The organism is Candidatus Methylobacter oryzae, from assembly GCF_003994235.2.
Lineage (GTDB): Bacteria > Pseudomonadota > Gammaproteobacteria > Methylococcales > Methylomonadaceae > Methylobacter_A > Methylobacter_A oryzae.
Genome location: NZ_RYFG02000116.1, coordinates 1 through 17,660, shown reverse-complemented (window position 1 = coordinate 17,660; position 17,660 = coordinate 1). Strand labels below are relative to the sequence as shown.

Annotated in this window: 17 protein-coding genes; 10 read left to right on the top strand and 7 right to left on the bottom strand. The window is 43.2% G+C overall.

Features of this window, described 5'->3' with window-relative positions:
- Positions 1 to 6 precede the first annotated feature (6 nt).
- The 8 genes from EKO24_RS18235 (at position 7) to EKO24_RS18200 (ending at position 5,797) form a co-directional block, all read left to right on the top strand.
- Entirely contained in the window at positions 7 to 663 is a 657-nt protein-coding gene (locus tag EKO24_RS18235; protein WP_127027424.1) for a riboflavin synthase, read from the top strand.
- Between the two features lie 15 nt (positions 664 to 678).
- Positions 679 to 1,782 carry a bifunctional 3,4-dihydroxy-2-butanone-4-phosphate synthase/GTP cyclohydrolase II gene (gene ribBA / locus EKO24_RS18230; protein ID WP_127027423.1) on the top strand — a complete coding sequence of 368 codons (1,104 nt, stop codon included), beginning with the start codon at positions 679 to 681 and terminating at the stop codon, positions 1,780 to 1,782.
- A 50-nt stretch (positions 1,783 to 1,832) separates the two neighbouring features.
- Positions 1,833 to 2,309 carry a 6,7-dimethyl-8-ribityllumazine synthase gene (ribH, locus tag EKO24_RS18225; protein ID WP_127027422.1) on the top strand — a complete coding sequence of 159 codons (477 nt, stop codon included), beginning with the start codon at positions 1,833 to 1,835 and terminating at the stop codon, positions 2,307 to 2,309.
- Positions 2,309 to 2,749 carry a transcription antitermination factor NusB gene (gene nusB / locus EKO24_RS18220; protein WP_127027421.1) on the top strand — a complete coding sequence of 147 codons (441 nt, stop codon included), beginning with the start codon at positions 2,309 to 2,311 and terminating at the stop codon, positions 2,747 to 2,749. The genes ribH and nusB overlap by 1 nt, the downstream gene beginning before the upstream one ends.
- A 63-nt stretch (positions 2,750 to 2,812) precedes the next feature.
- Positions 2,813 to 3,778: an AAA family ATPase gene (locus EKO24_RS18215; RefSeq protein ID WP_127027420.1), complete on the top strand. Its 966-nt coding sequence runs from the start codon at positions 2,813 to 2,815 to the stop codon at positions 3,776 to 3,778.
- Positions 3,772 to 4,344: a DUF3226 domain-containing protein gene (locus EKO24_RS18210; RefSeq protein ID WP_127027419.1), complete on the top strand. Its 573-nt coding sequence runs from the start codon at positions 3,772 to 3,774 to the stop codon at positions 4,342 to 4,344. Before EKO24_RS18215 ends, EKO24_RS18210 begins: the two co-directional genes overlap by 7 nt.
- A 27-nt stretch (positions 4,345 to 4,371) precedes the next feature.
- Positions 4,372 to 5,307: a thiamine-phosphate kinase gene (gene thiL, locus EKO24_RS18205; RefSeq protein ID WP_127027418.1), complete on the top strand. Its 936-nt coding sequence runs from the start codon at positions 4,372 to 4,374 to the stop codon at positions 5,305 to 5,307.
- Positions 5,291 to 5,797, top strand: coding sequence for a phosphatidylglycerophosphatase A family protein (locus tag EKO24_RS18200; RefSeq protein WP_127027417.1), 507 nt, complete (start codon positions 5,291 to 5,293; stop codon positions 5,795 to 5,797). The genes thiL and EKO24_RS18200 overlap by 17 nt, the downstream gene beginning before the upstream one ends.
- A 307-nt stretch (positions 5,798 to 6,104) precedes the next feature.
- On the opposite strand, the gene EKO24_RS18190 is transcribed toward EKO24_RS18200, so the two are convergent.
- The 5 genes from EKO24_RS18190 to EKO24_RS18170 all read right to left on the bottom strand — a co-directional run bounded on the left by EKO24_RS18190 (position 6,105) and on the right by EKO24_RS18170 (position 13,356).
- Positions 6,105 to 8,357: a PAS domain S-box protein gene (locus EKO24_RS18190; RefSeq protein ID WP_127027415.1), complete on the bottom strand. Its 2,253-nt coding sequence runs from the start codon at positions 8,355 to 8,357 to the stop codon at positions 6,105 to 6,107.
- Between the two features lie 438 nt (positions 8,358 to 8,795).
- On the bottom strand, positions 8,796 to 10,436 hold the full coding sequence (locus EKO24_RS18185) for an HD domain-containing phosphohydrolase (protein ID WP_127027414.1): 1,641 nt from the start codon (positions 10,434 to 10,436) through the stop codon (positions 8,796 to 8,798).
- 219 nt (positions 10,437 to 10,655) lie between these two features.
- The gene (locus tag EKO24_RS18180) at positions 10,656 to 11,591 is read right to left on the bottom strand and encodes a histone deacetylase family protein (RefSeq protein ID WP_127027413.1); all 936 of its coding nucleotides are present in this window, start codon (positions 11,589 to 11,591) and stop codon (positions 10,656 to 10,658) included.
- Positions 11,592 to 11,614: 23 nt separating this feature from the next.
- Positions 11,615 to 12,466, bottom strand: coding sequence for a winged helix family transcriptional regulator (locus tag EKO24_RS18175; RefSeq protein WP_161990620.1), 852 nt, complete (start codon positions 12,464 to 12,466; stop codon positions 11,615 to 11,617).
- A 614-nt stretch (positions 12,467 to 13,080) separates the two neighbouring features.
- Positions 13,081 to 13,356: a PilZ domain-containing protein gene (locus EKO24_RS18170; protein WP_161990619.1), complete on the bottom strand. Its 276-nt coding sequence runs from the start codon at positions 13,354 to 13,356 to the stop codon at positions 13,081 to 13,083.
- 570 nt (positions 13,357 to 13,926) lie between these two features.
- Between EKO24_RS18170 and EKO24_RS18165 the strand changes: the two genes are divergently transcribed.
- Positions 13,927 to 15,513, top strand: coding sequence for a peptide chain release factor 3 (locus EKO24_RS18165; protein WP_241674659.1), 1,587 nt, complete (start codon positions 13,927 to 13,929; stop codon positions 15,511 to 15,513).
- Positions 15,514 to 15,674: 161 nt separating this feature from the next.
- On the opposite strand, the gene EKO24_RS18160 is transcribed toward EKO24_RS18165, so the two are convergent.
- Positions 15,675 to 16,184: a HugZ family pyridoxamine 5'-phosphate oxidase gene (locus EKO24_RS18160; RefSeq protein WP_127027410.1), complete on the bottom strand. Its 510-nt coding sequence runs from the start codon at positions 16,182 to 16,184 to the stop codon at positions 15,675 to 15,677.
- A gap of 352 nt (positions 16,185 to 16,536) precedes the next feature.
- Between EKO24_RS18160 and EKO24_RS18155 the strand changes: the two genes are divergently transcribed.
- On the top strand, positions 16,537 to 17,088 hold the full coding sequence (locus EKO24_RS18155; protein ID WP_127027409.1) for a hypothetical protein: 552 nt from the start codon (positions 16,537 to 16,539) through the stop codon (positions 17,086 to 17,088).
- Between the two features lie 98 nt (positions 17,089 to 17,186).
- Here EKO24_RS18155 and EKO24_RS22660 read toward each other — a convergent pair whose 3' ends face one another.
- Positions 17,187 to 17,360 carry a hypothetical protein gene (locus tag EKO24_RS22660; protein WP_162853373.1) on the bottom strand — a complete coding sequence of 58 codons (174 nt, stop codon included), beginning with the start codon at positions 17,358 to 17,360 and terminating at the stop codon, positions 17,187 to 17,189.
- Positions 17,361 to 17,660: the final 300 nt, after the last annotated feature.

The following is a 17,660-nucleotide window of genomic DNA, read 5'->3' as shown; positions in this document are numbered from 1 at the left end:
CATTCCATGTTTACAGGCATTATCTTGGCAGTGGGCAAAATATCGGCAATCGAGCAAAAAGCCGGCGACTGCCGCTTGACCATCGCCACCGGCAAATTACCGCTGAACGGCGTCGTACTTGGCGACAGCATTGCCGTTAACGGCGTGTGCCTGACTGCGGTCGAGTTGGGTGCAAATCATTTTTGCGCCGATGTCTCCAATGAGACTTTATCCAGAACGACCTTAAATACCGCAACCGTCGGCACACCGGTTAATCTTGAGCTGGCTCTGACGCCGACAACACGCTTGGGCGGGCATATCGTCAGCGGTCATGTCGACGGTATCGGCATGGTGACGGAAAAGCAGGCGGACGGACGCTCGTTCCGTTTTAAATTCAAAGCCCCCGATAATCTGGCTAAATATATTGCCGAGAAAGGCTCTATTTGTATCAACGGCATTAGCCTGACCGTCAATGAAGTCAACGGCTCTGTGTTCAGCGTTAATATCGTACCGCATACGCTCAAGGAAACCACGTTGGGCGATGCGGCGGTCGGGACTAAAGTCAACCTGGAAGTGGATTTGCTGGCTCGTTATCTGGAGCGGTTAATCAAGGGTGATGCGGCAGCTAAAAGTTGCGGCGGAGTCACGGAAGAATTATTGCAAAAAAGCGGTTTTTTTGGCTAACAGCCCAAGGCAACAATGAATACCATCGAAGAGATTATAGAAGACTTACGCTTAGGGAAAATGGTCATCATTATGGACGATGAAGACCGTGAAAACGAAGGCGACTTGGTCATGGCGGCTTCCTTTGCACGGCCTGAGGATGTGAATTTCATGGCCCGTTACGGCCGCGGCCTGATTTGTCTGACGTTGACAAGCGAACGCTGCCAGCAATTGCGTTTGCCGTTGATGGTCAACGAAAACAAGACCGCCCACTCAACCAATTTTACCGTGTCCATTGAGGCCGCAAGCGGCGTAACAACCGGCATTTCCGCAGCCGACCGGGCTCGTACCATTCAATGCGCGGTCGCGGCGGACGCTAAAGCCGACGATCTGGTACAACCGGGACATATTTTCCCGTTAATGGCGCAACCCGGCGGCGTATTAAACCGTGCGGGTCATACCGAAGCCGGCTGCGATTTGGCCCGCTTGGCTGGCGTGGAACCGGCGGCGGTTATCGTCGAGATACTTAATGAAGACGGCTCGATGGCAAGACGCCCTGATTTGGAAGTATTTGCCAAACAGCACGATCTTAAAATAGGCACTATCGCCGATTTAATCCATTACCGTATCCAGCACGAAAATACGTTGGAACGCATCAGCGAATGCGCTTACCCGACCGAATTCGGCGATTTCAGGCTTTACGCTTACCAGGACAGGAACGACAATAACCTGCATCTGGCGTTGGTTATGGGCCATGTTTCCGGCGATGAACCGGTTCTGGTCAGGGTTCACGCTCGCAATTTGCTGGATGATCTATTGTCATCGAAGCGTAGCGATTGCAGCATTCCATTGCGTTCGGCCATGCAGAAAATAGCCGAAGAAGGGCGGGGCGTGTTGGTGATTGTCAGGCAAAGCGAAGACAACAAGTCATTGGCTGAACTGATACATCATTATCAATTGGAAGATCACGGCATCGGCAGCCAAACCCAAATAGCCGGCGCTACCGATTGGCGCACAACCGGTACCGGCGCCCGAATTCTGTCCGATCTGGGCGTGCACAAATTGAAAGTGTTAGGTACCCAGAAAAAGTATGTCGCGTTGTCCGGCTTTGACTTGGAAGTCGCCGAGCATATAGGTTGAATAAAGAAACCCAATAACATCACAAGTTAATCACATAGTAGAGAAACATCATGTCAACATTAAAAACCTTTGAAGGAAATTTGCTCGTTCAAGGCGGAAAATTCTGCATCATCGCTTCCCGGTTTAACAGTTTCATTGTTGAGCAATTGGAAGCCGGTGCGATTGACGCACTGGTACGCCACGGCGCCAATAAAGAAAACATTCATTTGGTTAAGGCCCCCGGTGCGTTTGAATTGCCTATCGTCGCACAGCGCGTAGCGGCAGCTAAAAAATACGATGCGATTATTGCGTTGGGCGCAGTGATTCGCGGCGGCACGCCGCATTTTGAATACGTCGCCGGCGAGTGCGTTAAAGGTTTGGCGCAAGTTTCGCTGCAACATAATGTGCCGGTCAGTTTTGGCGTGTTAACTGTGGACAGCATTGAACAAGCGATAGAAAGAGCGGGAACCAAAGCTGGTAACAAAGGCGCGGAAGCGGCGTTATCCGCTATTGAAGTAGTCAGTTTATTTAACAACCTGGAAATCTAATGAGTCAAGCGAGAACCAATGCCCGGAAAGCGGCTGTGCAGGCATTGTATCAATGGCAAATGGCCGGTCAGAATCTTAGCGAGATTGAGCGGCAATTTCTCGAAGAAGAACGGTTGAAAGACGCCCAGAAAAGTTATTTTGTCGAATTGTTTTACGGCGTACCTAAAAACCTGGATGAAATCGACCGAGCGTTGTCGGAATTTGTTGATCGTCCTGTTGACACGATTGACCCGGTTGAAAGGGCGATTTTAAGAATCGGCGTGTATGAGTTGTTGTACCGGTTGAATATGCCGTACCGGGTTGTTTTAAATGAAGGTATTAATCTCGCCAAAGACTTTGGCGCTGATGGTAGTCATAAGTATGTTAATGGCATATTGGATAAAGTGGCTCAGCAAAAAAGAGCGGTGGAGATTAAGAGTAAGACGCAAAGTTCAAAGTAAAAGCTTTTATTCACCACGAAGGACACGAAGTTTTATATTTCGTTAACTGGAAGGATTGATACGATGAATGAACATTTTTTAACCGAGATTCAAATAAAACAGTTTAAATGTTTTATCGATTTTAAAGCATCCGGTTTTAAGCGGGTTAATTTAATCGGCGGGAAAAATAATGTCGGTAAGACGGCTTTTATGGAGGCTTGTTATATTAATGTTCATTCTATAAATATAAACACAATGATAACGGCGATTTATAATATTAAATTTGACCGTGAAAGTTTGAATATTCTTTACGGATATAAAAAAGATATAGATCAGCAAGCTATATTAGACTCTACAAAGTGTTATATTGCAGATTCCAATCTATTTTCCATAAAATATTCAATTTCAGAGAAAGATGCTTTAAAAACATATCAACTGAATATCAACAATAATTCAATATTTATTAATGCAAATGAATTTAGTATTATTTTTGAGACCATCGACAATGTTAGAATTATTGATAATTTTGGTTGGAGCGATGGCGGAATAATATGGGCTTATCAAGCTATTCAAAAGCAAGATCAAGAAAATCAGCTAAATACCTTTATTCGTGAGTTTGACGATAGCCTTGAGAGCTTTAAAATTATAGGTGACAAACCTCAATGTAAAACTAATGGTGTATACCGCGATATAGTTGAATTCGGCGATGGATTAAGGCATTACATTTCCATAATCTGCGCTCTTTATGCCTGTGAAAACGGTTATTTATTTATCGATGAAATAGATAACGGTATCCATTACACCCAGTTAGACAGATTATGGGAGATCATTTTAACGCTCTCAAAGAAAATCAACTGCCAAGTATTTGCAATTACCCATTCCAAGGAAATGCTTGAGTCGTTCGCGCGAGTTTCAGAGAAACTTGAAGAACGCGATATTAGCTATACTCGTTTAGTAAGAAATAAGCAGCAAGAAATAAAGACTGTTGTAATGGATTACGAAGTATTCTTAAACAGTTTAGATCAAGAACATGAGGTAAGGGGATGGTAAGGGCTGCTATTTTGCATGAGGGCAGCCGCAATGATAAGACTGCTGATAAAAAGTTAATAATAAGTTTATTTAAAGAACTAGGACTTCCTGAAAATTCAGTTGATTTTTATGCTTTTGGTTATAAAAGCGAGTTTTTTAACATCAATAATGCTAACTATAAGGAGCTTAAAAGTTCTGTAGAAGCCGAAGAGATAAATAAAATATTATTTGTCGTCGATGCCGATGATGAAAAAGATGATGCAAAATATAAAGGTTTTGAAAATACAGAAAATCAGCTAAAGCAAATTGTTGAGAAATTAGGTTTTCAAGATATTTCTCGCGTTTATATTGTTTGTGACCCTAATACTAAAATAGGTTATTTGGAATCATTAATTCTAGCTTCGTTGCCAGAACAAAAACGAAAATGTATCGAATGTTTTGTTAAATGTTCGAAAATGAATTCTAAGAATATTCACAAAAGAATTATTAATCATTTGTACACAATCGCATACCCGGACCCTCCCTATAATTTCGGACATCCGCATTTTGATGATTTAAAAGCCGAGTTAAAAAATCTGTTTGCATGATTTCTTAATCTTTCTTCCTAAAAACTCATGTCTCTTTCCGAATTCTCCCTAATCCAGCGCTTCTTCACCCGGCAATCAATCAAAAATCCGTCGACGCGCTTGGGCATTGGCGATGACTGCGCGTTGATGTCGATTCCGGACGGTTATGAACTGGCAGTCACCACCGACACAATGGTTGAAAACGTGCATTTTTTTGCCGGAACCGACCCGGAGCTACTGGGCCATAAACTGCTGGCCGTCAATTTGAGCGACCTTGCCGCGATGGGGGCAAAGCCGGTCTCGGTGACGTTGGCATTAACCCTGCCTAAAGTTGACGAAAATTGGCTGACCGCTTTTGCCAAGGGTTTTTTAAATCTGGCCGAACGTTATTCAGTAGATTTGATCGGCGGCGATACCACATCCGGGCCGTTGACATTAACCGTTCAAGCGATGGGCCTGGTTCCGAAAGGTCGGGCGTTGATGCGTTCGGCGGCCCGTCCCGGCGATTTTATTTATATGAGCGGTTCTCTGGGCGATGCCGGCTTGGGATTAAAAGTAAAGCAGGGCTATGACTGCGCCGATTCCGAGGCAGCTTTAGCGCGATTTAACTGTCCTGATCCGCAAGTCGAAGCAGGGCAGGCCTTGATCGGTATTGCCAATGCCTGCATAGACTTGTCGGATGGCTTGGCGGGCGACCTGGGCCATATTCTGCAACAAAGCCAAGTCGGCGCCTGTCTTGATTGGGATGCGTTGCCGTTGTCAAAAGCGGTAACGGATTACATAAATAATACCGGCGACTGGTCAATGCCGCTGACTGCCGGTGACGACTATGAGTTATGTTTTACGATAAGCCCGGAACAGGCGGCGCAGTTGAAAATAGCCGCAACCAAAATCGGCGTCATTGAATCCCAGCTCGGTTTGCGGCTGAATAAATCAGGTCACATCCAACTATTAGAGGTCAAAGGTTTTGAGCATTTTTCTTAACACCGAACTGGGCAAGAATAAACTGACGCCCAAACAGATAATGTCCGATCCGATCCTGTTTATGGCGTTCGGTTTCGGTTCCGGTTTGGCAAAAAAGGCCCCCGGCACCTTTGGGACGTTGGCCGCCGTTCCTGTCTACTGGTTATTTGCGCAAGCCAATCTGTTCGTTTATAGCCTGTTGACGCTGATTGTGACGGTTGCAGGAATATGGATTTGCGACGTTGCGGCAAAAAAACTGGATGAACACGATTTTGGCGGCATCGTTTGGGATGAGATTGCCGGTTACCTGATTACCTTATGGTTGGTTCCTTTTAGCTGGCAAGCTATGGTATTGGGCTTTGTTCTATTTAGATTTTTTGACATACTCAAACCGTGGCCGATTAAGTGGGTTGACCGGCAGGTGCAGGGCGGTCTTGGCATCATGCTGGATGATGTGTTGGCAGGAGTATTTGCCGGCGGTTTGCTGTTTTGGGCTTCAAGTTATTTTTAAATGAGTTTCTAATAAAACCACAGCGGATTGCTTGGACTCTATTGGAACCCTTTGCCTTTTTTTGTCAGATGAAGCTCCATCGCACATCTTCGCCGTAAATATCTGAGATAAATTCGGTCTGTTAATCTATTTATCCTGCTTTCGTGTTCTATTGAATAACTTGATGCCCGATTAACATCCAAGATTTTCAGATAAAGAACCCATGCTTCTTCCGTTAATTTCCCAATCATTATATTGTTCCCCTAATCTACACAGCAGGCAGCTTTTGTGTAAAGTCAGGTTAACATACGAAATTGTAATCAATCACTTACAACAGTCGTTTAAAAATCATTAACGTAATATCGTCATTAAAAGAGGCGGCTCGACAAAATTGTTTTAGCTGGCGCAGCAGCTCTTCAATAATTGCCTGCGGAGGCTGCTGCGCATGTTGTACGAGAATATCATGGACGCGTTTTAGACCGAAAAATTCGCCATTGGCATTTTCCGCTTCGGTTAAACCGTCGGTGTACAGTAGGATTAAATCACCCGCGGATAGCTGGATAGTATTTTCTTCAAAAAACACATCTTTGTGGACACCCAGTATTAAACCCTCCGCATCCAGTTGTCTGCATTCGGTTTGATTCGTATGAAGCAACAACGGAGGAGGATGGCCGGCATTGGCAAAACTCAATTGGTGATTAGTTGTGTTGTATTGCAAATAGAACAAAGTGATAAAGTATTCGGACCTGTCCAAATCCTCAAAAAGAAAATTATTCAGCATTTTCAGTGTTTGTGAAGGCGTAGCCGAGATACTTGCCTGAGTGCGAATAAAGCTACGAGTCTCCACCATAAACAGGGCAGGGCCGATCGAATGGCCGGAAACGTCGGCTATAACAATGTCCAAATAGTCTTCATTGCGGTAAAAATAATCGAAGTAGTCTCCGCCTACTCGATCGGCCGGCAGGCAAAAACCGGTAATTTCAAAATGACCGGTTTCAATCGGCGCAGAGGGGGAAAGCGATGCTTGAATACGTTGGGCTATCTTGATTTCACTTTGCGCAATGGCCAGGTTAACCTGGGCTTGACGAATTGCGGCTTCCGTCGCTTTTCGCGTGGTAATGTCTACGATGGTGCTTAGTATCAGTGTTTCTTCTTTACTATCGATCAGACTAAGGCCGATTTCAACCGGAAATTCAGTTCCGTCTTTGCGCAATCCGTAAAGATCACGGCCGACGCCCATTGGTCTGGACACAGGGGCGGCCAGATAGGCTTGGCGATAGCCGAAATGCGAACCGCGAAAACGTTCGGGCACTAATATTTCAACCGGCTGGCCAATTAGTTCAGCGCGAGAGTAGCCGAAAAAAGCCTCTGTTTGCGAATTGACCATCTCAATCGTTCCCGATTTATCAACCATGACAATGGCATTGGGAGCTGACTCCACGGCTTGCCGAAACCGATGTTCCAGGCGTTTGCGTGTTGTGATGTCGTGGATAAAACCGCTGAATATATAGGTATTGCCTAGTTTTAATGGCGACACGCTCAGTTCAACCGGGAATTCAGTGCCGTCGCGGCGAATGGCGATCTGCTCGGTCAGCTGGTTCAATAATGGGCCAATGCCGGTGCGCAGGAAGTGCTGTAAGCCTTGCCGATGAGCATCGCGTTGCGCCGGCGGAATAATTAATTGGTCGAGACGCTGGCCAATGGCTTCATCTTTAGTCCAGCCGAACATTTTTTCTGCCGGATGATTCCAGTCGGTAACGATGCCGTAAGAATTCATAATCACGATAGCGCTCAAGGAGCTTTCAATAATCAAACGGGTACGTTTTTCACTTTCGATAAGGGCATCCTGAAAATGCATTCTGGCCGTAATGTCCCTATCAACGCCTCGCCATTTAATGATCTCTCCCATGGCATTAATGATTGGTAATCCGGTCGATTCGGTCAATATCTGCCGGCCGTCTTTGTGCCGATAGTGGGATAACAGCGCATAAAAAGGCCGGTGACTGGTTATGTATCGGCGTTGATCCGCTTTATCCTGGGGCATTAAAAATTCGGTATAGTGTTTGCCAAGCACTTCATTAGGGCTATAACCCAGTATTTGGGTAACAGCGGCGCTGCTATAACTATAATATCCATTAGAATCTTGCTCCCACAACCACTCACCAGCCATTTCCGCCAGTTGTCGAAAACGTTCTTCACTCGACTCGAGGTTGGAGACTTCGGCCGCTCTGTTCAAGGTACGTCTGTCCTGGATCAGTAAAACAATGTCGGTTATTTCCGGCGTTTGTTTAGATAATACCGAAAGCGATATTAATGCCTGAATTTTGTTATTTGTTTTGCTAAGTACCTCGGCGATAAAATTTTCACTGGTTTTTTTATCGATCACCTTGGCTAAGGTTGTTCGCCATAACGCCTCGTCATTTCCCCCACTGTAGATCATATCGACAGGCTTACCGATCAGCTCTTCTTCGGTATAGCCTAGAAACGTAGCGGCGGCAGGGGACAGCTTTTTAATCCGTGGTACGGTATCACTTGAATAGACTAACTCGGTGATAATGATGCAAGGAAGAAGCTGATGCATTTTTAGTCAGGAAAGCCCAATGAAGCTTAGTTATAAAATACAAGCGGCACACTCTAAAAATGAAGCTTGCTATAGAATAATCCGACGAGAAACTATTTCTTTTATATTGGCAGAGAGGGTTAACTTGATAAATTTAAACGGGGTCTCGTCAATTTACCTGAATAGATGCAAGATACTCGCTTAAGGTAAGTTCAACTGCGATTTTGATGCTATTACGCTTGGCATCATTTAGCAATTTATATTTAACGGCGGGAAGCTGGGTTATATATTGTCATAGCATGAAATGCCCCGAAGAGGTTAGCCGTTGTTGGGCAGGATACTTTCATCACAGGAGTTTATTGGGATGTACGCAAGGCTAGCTTGGTCTCGCGTATTTTACTGCTTTTAATGTTTACTTGAAATTCGAACGGCGTATTCGTTTGAGAGTCACAATCGGATTTAATCAATATCGATTTGGAAATCATCGAGAAATTTTTCAGCGTATCGCTTATAAATTTTTTTCTCGACAAATGCATCGTGCAGGTCGGGATCAATGTGTCCTTCTTCTTTCATTTTTCCTAAGATAAAGAGCGCTTCGGAAAGTGTTTTGCCGGATTTGTAAGGTCTATCTTTTGCTGTTAAGGCCTCGAAAACATCGGCTATTGCCATTGCTCGAGCCGGAATCGACATTTCCTCCCGGAAAAGTCCTTTAGGATAGCCTTTGCCATCCATACGCTCATGGTGACCGCCCGCATACTCCACAACATTTTGTAAATGTTTAGGAAATTTGATGGCTTCCAACATAGAAATGGTGAGATTGATATGATTATTGATGATTTCCCGCTCTTCCGAGGTTAATGTACCGCGGAATATACTCAAATTGTAAATTTCTTCATCGCTTAGCACCGGCATATCGACGTTATTCAGCGACCATCTTTTCTGTTGCAAGGACTTAAGGCGGACAATATCGTCATTAGACATTGCTTCGCCCCCGGTATTGCAAAGACGAATAAACGCAAAATCATCATCTAATTGGGCGATATCGGCTTGGTAAGATTGTTCAGCTAAAGGCGGCGTTCTATGCTCTTGAAGATCTGCAAGCTGCTGTTTGAGAAATGCGATTTCCCGGTCGCGCTTTAATACTTCAAAGCGTGTTTCCAGTAAGTGGATACGGTCAAAAATGGTTTCCAGTTTTGTGGCTTTATCAATGACATGTGTTGGCGTGACAATTTTTCCACAGTCGTGCAACCAACTTGCGATATTCAGTTCATAGCGATCTGCTTCAGTAAGCTTGAAATCCCGCAAATAGCCATGGTTAGTTTCATGCGCAGCTTCCGTCAGCATTGTGGCTAATTCCGGAACACGACGGCAATGTCCGCCGGTATAAGGTGACTTTTCGTCAACTGCGGTCGCTATCAACTTGATCAACGACTCAAACATGTTTTCCAAGTCAGTAATAAGCTGTTGTTTTGTTAAAACAGTTGCGGCTTGCGAAGCCAGAGCTTCAGCAAAACGTTGTGAAACTGAATCGAACGTAGTAATTTCTTTAGTTGCAGGGTCGAGTGCGTTAATCAACTGCAAAATGCCTATAATCTCGCCTTGGTGATTGGTTAAAGGAATAGAAAGAAAAGACTTTGAACGGTAATTGTTTTTCTTGTCGAAAGCTTTGGTGCCAGCAAAATCAAAATGCGCAGCATTGTAAGCATCTTCAATATTGATGGTTTTGTTGTTGTGGTATGAATAGCAGACGACATTCTTGAGGTTGGGTTCGCCATTTTCCTCGTAGAGCGGAATGTTCGGAATATTAATCGCATTGCCACCGCCTCCCAAGAAAATACCAAGGCTATCGGAACGGATGATTTCTATTTTAATGGTATTACCATCAACCCGGTAAATCGTTCCTCCGTCTGCATTGGTGATGGATTTTGCTCCTACTAAAATTTTTTCTAATAATCGCGTAGTATCTTTTTCGGAAGAGAGGGCAATACCAATGTCGGTCAGCTTTTCAACTTGACTGATGATTTTTTGTAAGTCGGAAGAAAATTCGTTACCAATAGTAGAAACTTGATCTGGTTGTGGGGAGATCTTTTGCGTGGTCATAGACGATAAGTACTGCGATTTAGAAAATATTTGTTTAACTATAGTTCATGTAAGTTAATGACGCAAAACAGATTATCGATTATATTGATTTTTCCGCTTTTATCGCTTTTATATAGAACGGCAAGAACTGGGCTGTAAAGTATATCTAAAATAAGTATAAATTTTTGATAACTTGTTTAGATTTTTTCATTAAATGCTGCTTTAAGTTAAAAGAACTAACTATTCAATATCCGTCATTAAGGCCTTAACGTGTAGCGCAACGCTAGCGGCTAACGCTTTTAAATTATAACCGCCCTCCAAGGCCGAAATAATCCGTCCTTTGCGGTTACTGTTAGCAATCCTCATTAATTCCTGGGTCAACCATTTAAAATCATCTTCTACCAGCATAATGGATGATAATGGATCGTCTTTGTGGGCATCGAAGCCGGCAGAGATCAGCAATAAATCGGGGTTGAACTTCTTCAGCGCGGGCAAAATGATGTTGTTGTATTTTTGCCTGAATTCAATACCGGAATCGCCCGCTGCCAAGGGCACATTGATAATATTGCCGACGCCGGTCTCTGTAGGATATCCGCTACCGGGGTAATGCGGCATCTCATGACTGGATACATAAAGTACGTTAGGCTGATTATAGAAAGCCGTTTGCGTTCCGTTACCATGATGAACGTCAAAATCAACAATGGCAACGCGTTCGAGTCGATAATGTCGAAGCGCATAATTGGCGGCAATAGCTATATTATTAAAAAGGCAAAAACCCATCGCCTGCTGGGGCTCTGCATGATGCCCCGGCGGACGGATGGCGCAAAAAGCAGTGTCCGCTTTATCAGTCAGGACTTTATCAACGGCATCGCAAACAGCGCCAACAGCCCGGAAAGCGGCTTGTTTCGAACCGAATGACAATACAGTATCATGGTCCAAATAGTGCAGGCCGCCTTGTTCGGGAATAGCTTTAAGAATCGCATCAATATGGGACTGGGGATGGATGAGCCTGATTTGCTCCTCGGTAGCGAGTGGCGGAGATTGCCGAATTAAACTTGAGAACTCCGGTGCTGACAATGATTTTTCTATACTTCTGAGCCGGTCTGAGCATTCGGGATGTCCAATGCCTGTTTCGTGTAGTAAGAAATCAGGATGACTGTAATAAAGTGTTCTCACAAAGCCTCGCCGGAAAGTCGATATTATCTATTAAGATGGCCTGCCAGCTCGATCCCTTGAATATTTGATGCGCTTGGTTTGGCAGGAACATTGAGTTTATATCCAAAACCTTTCACAGTTAATATCCATTGCGGGTTGTTAGGATCGTCTTCAATCTTCTTCCTTAATAAATGCATGTATTGATAAAGATCGGATTTAGTTGCCCGGTTATTTTCAGGCCAAAGATGATTGATAATTTCGTGGGTCATAAATACCCGGTCAGTATCCTTCGCCAGCAGCTCGAAGAGTTCAAATTCCTTGCGTGTTAAATTCAATAACTTTCCGTTAAATAAAACGGATTTAGAACGCTGATCAATTTGGAAAGGCTCGAGCATAAAACAGTTATCATTAGTCGGCCTGCCATGATAGAAAGTGTCATTTTTCCGCTCAAACATCGACAGCCTACGATCATGAGCAGCCCGTCTATGATAACTCCTCTTTTCTTGAATAAATCGATTATGAAGATTAAATTTGTTATGCAAATAAGCTTTCAGTTGATTGATATCGAGAGGAGCATCTAACGTCGCGTCAATCCAACAAATGAGTTCTTTTGGTAGATTGGAGGGGCTATTAATATCACGTAAATAACATACCGGTATTTGATGACTAATACTCATGTCGCGAATCAGGTCAAGGCTATTTTTTTGAGTTTGAATATCTACCGGATCGGTAGCAATAATAATGATATTTGGCTGTATTTGAATCATCTTCTTAATTGACTCTCTGTCGAAAGTTGATTCAAAAAATCTATAGCGGTGCGCATGACAATATCCTTTTAATAAACCTAGGTGATAAGGATCATCACTAATTAGTCCAATCCGAAAATCTGTATTCATATGAGTCCTCGTAAAATCCATTAAAGTAAACAAGCACAGGGTCTGAACGGACAAAAGCAATTTATTTAAATAACGGTAGAATAAAGCCTTACAAAATCAGAAGTTATAATAAATTAGCAAGTTACAAAAAACATTACCACAATTATGGGGTGATGCACAAGATTACTTGCTTCTGAATCTTTAATATGAGTAATAGTGCGTAAAGAAGATCTAATATAATATTATTTTAATAATTAATATGGCTTAGATTGACAGTATTAATACTTAATAAACCGGTATTATTTCACAGATTAGTATGTATTTGCCTTGTTATCGCCAACAATATCGATTCATATTTAAGATTGGATAATACATTTCAATTGTTGCTGTTTTTGTATAAAAAACTGCAACAATATGCAATCAACTATACCTTAGCTGAAACAGATTCACGAGTATTTTGGATTGTCTAGCGCGCTATAAAAGGCTAAAAAATACTTTGGATTTGTAGTATAAGCCGGCTTTTCGCCTTAGTTTTCGGGGGTATTTATCGACAATTGTTGGCTTCGGGTTTAGCCAGTTCCGAGGATTATCTTTTATCTGGTTTAGTCATCGATACCTAACTGTATTACTGACGTTCACCATTCAAATGTGGTGAAGTGAAGACCAATTTCCCAACCATCTTCAGACTCTTGCACTCGTACTACTCGGCCTTCGCAGCGAAGACGCGTTAGATTTCTGCCTTTTTTCTGCATGGGAATAAAGCAGCGAAGCATATTATCTCGTTCAATAGGCTGATCGGTTGTAAAACATACGCCGGTAGTGCTCAAATTGCGTGTTAGGCCCGTACCTGAATCAAGCTCAACGGTACAAAAAGTAGGATACCGTCCGGTTAATCGTTTTTCTCTGCTCATATCTTGCTCCATTTGATGATTAGCTTAGCACGGCGGTGCGGACTATCTATCTAAGGTGTAACGCGTTTTACCTATCTTTATCGAAAGGCAACCGATCTCAAAATTTTTCAGAATAATAGACGTTTTCCGCTCATAAAACAATTGATTATAAAAATCCGTGAAACGCCGCTCAAATTGTCATTGGCAATCTGCAGAATAGCGCTTAGCTTGACCATTAAACTTACTATAGCAGCATAGTTAACTTAAGTTCTTTAATCCATAAGCACCTATACCTAAATTTGGAAGAATTACCCAATCTGTGTGGCTTATATTGTTCTACTGGGTATTCCGATGAATAAGTTTTAAAGCGATGAGGCTTACTTATTTTATGTGAATTAGGTAAAATCGATCAGCTGAAAAGCCATTCAGGTATTGTTAAAAAAATAAGTTAACCGCTTTATTCATTAAATAGTATCAATACCTTTGATTAATAAAATCTTTAATTGATCATCCATCCCATTCGTCTCCGTTCAATGAATGAGCGGTCTTCTTAATTGCGTACCATATCCGTACCTATTTTTTGCATACAACATGTCGATTACTGAAATAAGCTATGAAACCAAAAGGCGGCGCACATTCGCTATAATTTCGCATCCCGATGCCGGAAAAACCACTATCACCGAAAAACTGTTGCTGTTCGGCGGCGCAATCCAACTTGCCGGCTCGGTAAAAGGGCGCAAAGCAGCTCGCCATGCGACCTCGGATTGGATGGAAATGGAGAAGGAGCGGGGTATTTCGGTGACTACCTCGGTCATGCAGTTCGAGCATAAGGACAGCATTATTAACCTGCTCGACACTCCGGGCCATGAAGATTTTTCGGAAGATACCTATCGCACCTTGACTGCCGTCGACTCCGCGCTGATGGTGATAGACGTTGCTAAAGGCGTCGAAGAAAGAACCATCAATTTGATGGAAGTGTGCCGCTTACGCACTACGCCGATCCTGACTTTTATTAACAAATTGGACAGGGAAGGGCGGGAGCCTATTGAATTAATGGACGAGGTAGAGACTGTCCTGAATATCAAATGCGCGCCGATGACTTGGCCTATCGGCATGGGTAAGCGGTTTAAGGGCGTCTATCACCTGTATAAAGATGAAATTCACCTGTTCAGCGCCCAACATGGCGGCAGAATTGCCGAAGCCGAAGTCATCAAAGGTTTGCACAATCCAAAGCTGGATGAGCTGCTCGACGATCAGGCTCAAGAACTCAGAGACGAAATCGACCTGGTCAAAGGCGCTAGTCATGAATTCGACCTTGACGATTATCTGGCCGGCAACCTGACACCGGTTTTTTTCGGTTCTGCAATTAACAATTTCGGCATTATCGAGTTGCTCGATGCTTTTGCCGAATATGCGCCGTCGCCTCGTCCCAGAGAAGCGGAGCAGCGTACTGTATTACCGAATGAACCGGCATTTAGCGGCTTTGTGTTTAAAGTACAGGCCAACATGGACCCATCCCATAGAGACCGGATTGCTTTTCTTAGAGTATGCTCAGGCAAATTCGATAAAGGTATGAAGATTCACCATGTCCGTATCGGTAAAAATGTCCAGGTTGCCAATGCGATTACCTTTCAGGCCGACAGTCGCAAAAGCGTCGAAGAAGCTTATCCCGGTGACATTATCGGTTTGCATAATCATGGTACGATTCAGGTTGGCGATACTTTTACCCAAGGCGAAACGCTTAAATACGGCGGTATCCCTTATTTTGCCCCTGAACTATTCCGCCGTGTAGTGTTAAAAGACCCGCTAAGAGCCAAAGCGCTGCAAAAAGGATTAGTGCAGTTAACTGAAGAAGGCGCGACCCAATTATTCAGGCCCTTAAAGAATAACGACCTTATTTTAGGAGCGGTCGGTATTCTACAGTTTGATGTGACCGCGTACCGGCTGAAGAGCGAATACAACGTCGAATGTGTCTACGATGCTGTGCCTGTTTCAGCCGTACGTTGGGTAAGCTCAGACAAACCGGCTAAATTGGAAGAGTTCAAAAAGAAGGTATTCGATAATCTGGCTGAGGACGGCGGCGGCTATTTAGTTTATGTCGCCAATAGTCGCGTCAACCTGCAATTAACCGAAGAACGCTGGCCGGATATTAAATTCAGCGCAACGCGGGAATTATAAGAAGTTCTCTCAATTAAGCTTGGAAACTCATTAAAAGAGTGCCAAGAATTTCAGCAAATAAAAAGGCCGGATCAGAGTATCCGGCCTTGAAAAGAACTACGATCGCAGAATAAATTAGAATTTGTTCACGTCGAGCCGTCCACTAGTCGCAGTTTTACCGCTTAGTGATCAAATATTTTTCTATCAAGCGGCAAGACTTTGCCATCTTTGACATTTATCGCGTAGGCTTGACCGAATCCCATGACGTAGCGGCCGGTTTCAGGGCATAGCGCAAATAGGTGAAAATCATTTAATGAATTCAACAAACTAACTATTTCTCCGAACTTTCCCAAAAGTACTTTTAACTGAGCCGCATAGAGAGGTTCCTCACGTCTTATTTCCTTAGCTTTGCAATTGAACACTGCACGTTCACGGGCAAACAAGTTGTTCGATTCGGATTCAGGGCGAATAAACATCACCGAAGCCTGGGGATTATTCAGCAAATTGGTCGTATGCGTTGCGAGTTCGCTGATAAAGATATAAAAGCAGCCTACTTGGTCCCGTACATAGGGTGCGACGCTAATGTCAGGAACACCGCTGTCCGAAGCTGTCGATAATAACAGCGTTTGTTGCGAAACAAGCAGTTCCTGTAAGGACTTTGCTTTTTCGGATAGGTTTTCTGTATCGTTCATTTTAATGTGCGTTCTGAAATAAATTTCGTAGCCTTTAAACTAAGGGAAACGGTTCAGTATAACTATAAGGCAACAGAATCGATGCTGTCCAACAGCAATTTCGTATCTACCGTGGGTCAGAGAGTCATTAACAGTGGAGGGCAGAGGGTGCAATGGTTTTCAACGAGCCATCGGAGTTAAATCACCCCAAAGCCGGTGGTGATTTAACTGTCAGGAGGTATGATTTTGTAAATGCTTTGCAAGCTGCTGTCATTGTGCATTCGTTGAATGTCTGTCGCTCTGGGAGGTAGGTTTTCCTGGGTGTCGTTATTTCCGTATAATTTAAAAATTTAGCAACCGATACCACAATAATATGACACATGAACTTAGCGAATCTGAACTTTTTGAAGCTCTCCACTACGCCAAAAGCATCGACGAGGAAACCGGTGCCCAAATCATCGGACAATTCCAACTCGAACAAACAGCTCTAGCCGAAATCATGTTCGGCATGTTCCCCACTTTTATTGCCGAACAAAACCAGGAAATGTCTTATCTGTTCATGGATCTGTGCTTTGATGTGCTGTGCGTCTTTCAAAAAGCTTTCGGCTCCTTGCCATCTCAAAACGATATGAATTTTGACTGGCTGGAGAAACAAGCGACCTTGTTAGCGCCTGAATTCAAATCATTGGTTAAAGAACAGCACATGGATGAGCAAATAAGGTCAAAACTTCAAGATAGGTTTATACAACGATCCTCAGAAGAGACAGTTCAGAGAGACTTGGTTAATTTTATGAATGCAGCCATTGACGATTTTGCTTTAGAAGACGCCAGCAGGGCTCCAGCGACTAAAATTACCCAAACTATGATCTCTATCGTGATTAGGCTGTTCAGTAATTTATATAACAACGCAAATAAAACGTCTTAAAAAAACAATCCACAGGGGAGAAAAGGGAAGACTTTCAAAACAATCGCGTTTTGAAAGTCTTCAAATCACAGTTGGGACAAGTAATTCAGTCGAGTGAATTACTCGCATAAGAATTGACCGGATTTAGCCTTTTTACGGTAAAGCTTAATATTGCTGGCAATAGCAGCGGTCCCAAACAGTGCGGATGAAAGAGTGAATTCGCCGGAAAGAAAGCCAAACAATCCAGTTATAAAAAGTGTCCCGGTTAAAATATCTTTGTGAAAGTTGTTCATTAGAAAGTCCTCATTAAAGTTGAAAAATTCTTTATGCTACGGCTTAACTATAATAAAGACGTCGGTTATTGACAATGATACTAAAATTATATGTATTGTTTCCTTATTGAATACAGTGATTTCCTCATGTTGAAATACGAGGATTACGACCGGACGCATCGAATTGTAAGATTCTTCCGTCCGAAAAATACACCACTTTTGATTAAATCATTAATTTAACATAATATACATATTTGGCAGTTGAATGAGTTGCGTCTAAATCCTTTCCGTCGCTTGAATTTGCTAGTATTAGGGCGGTTC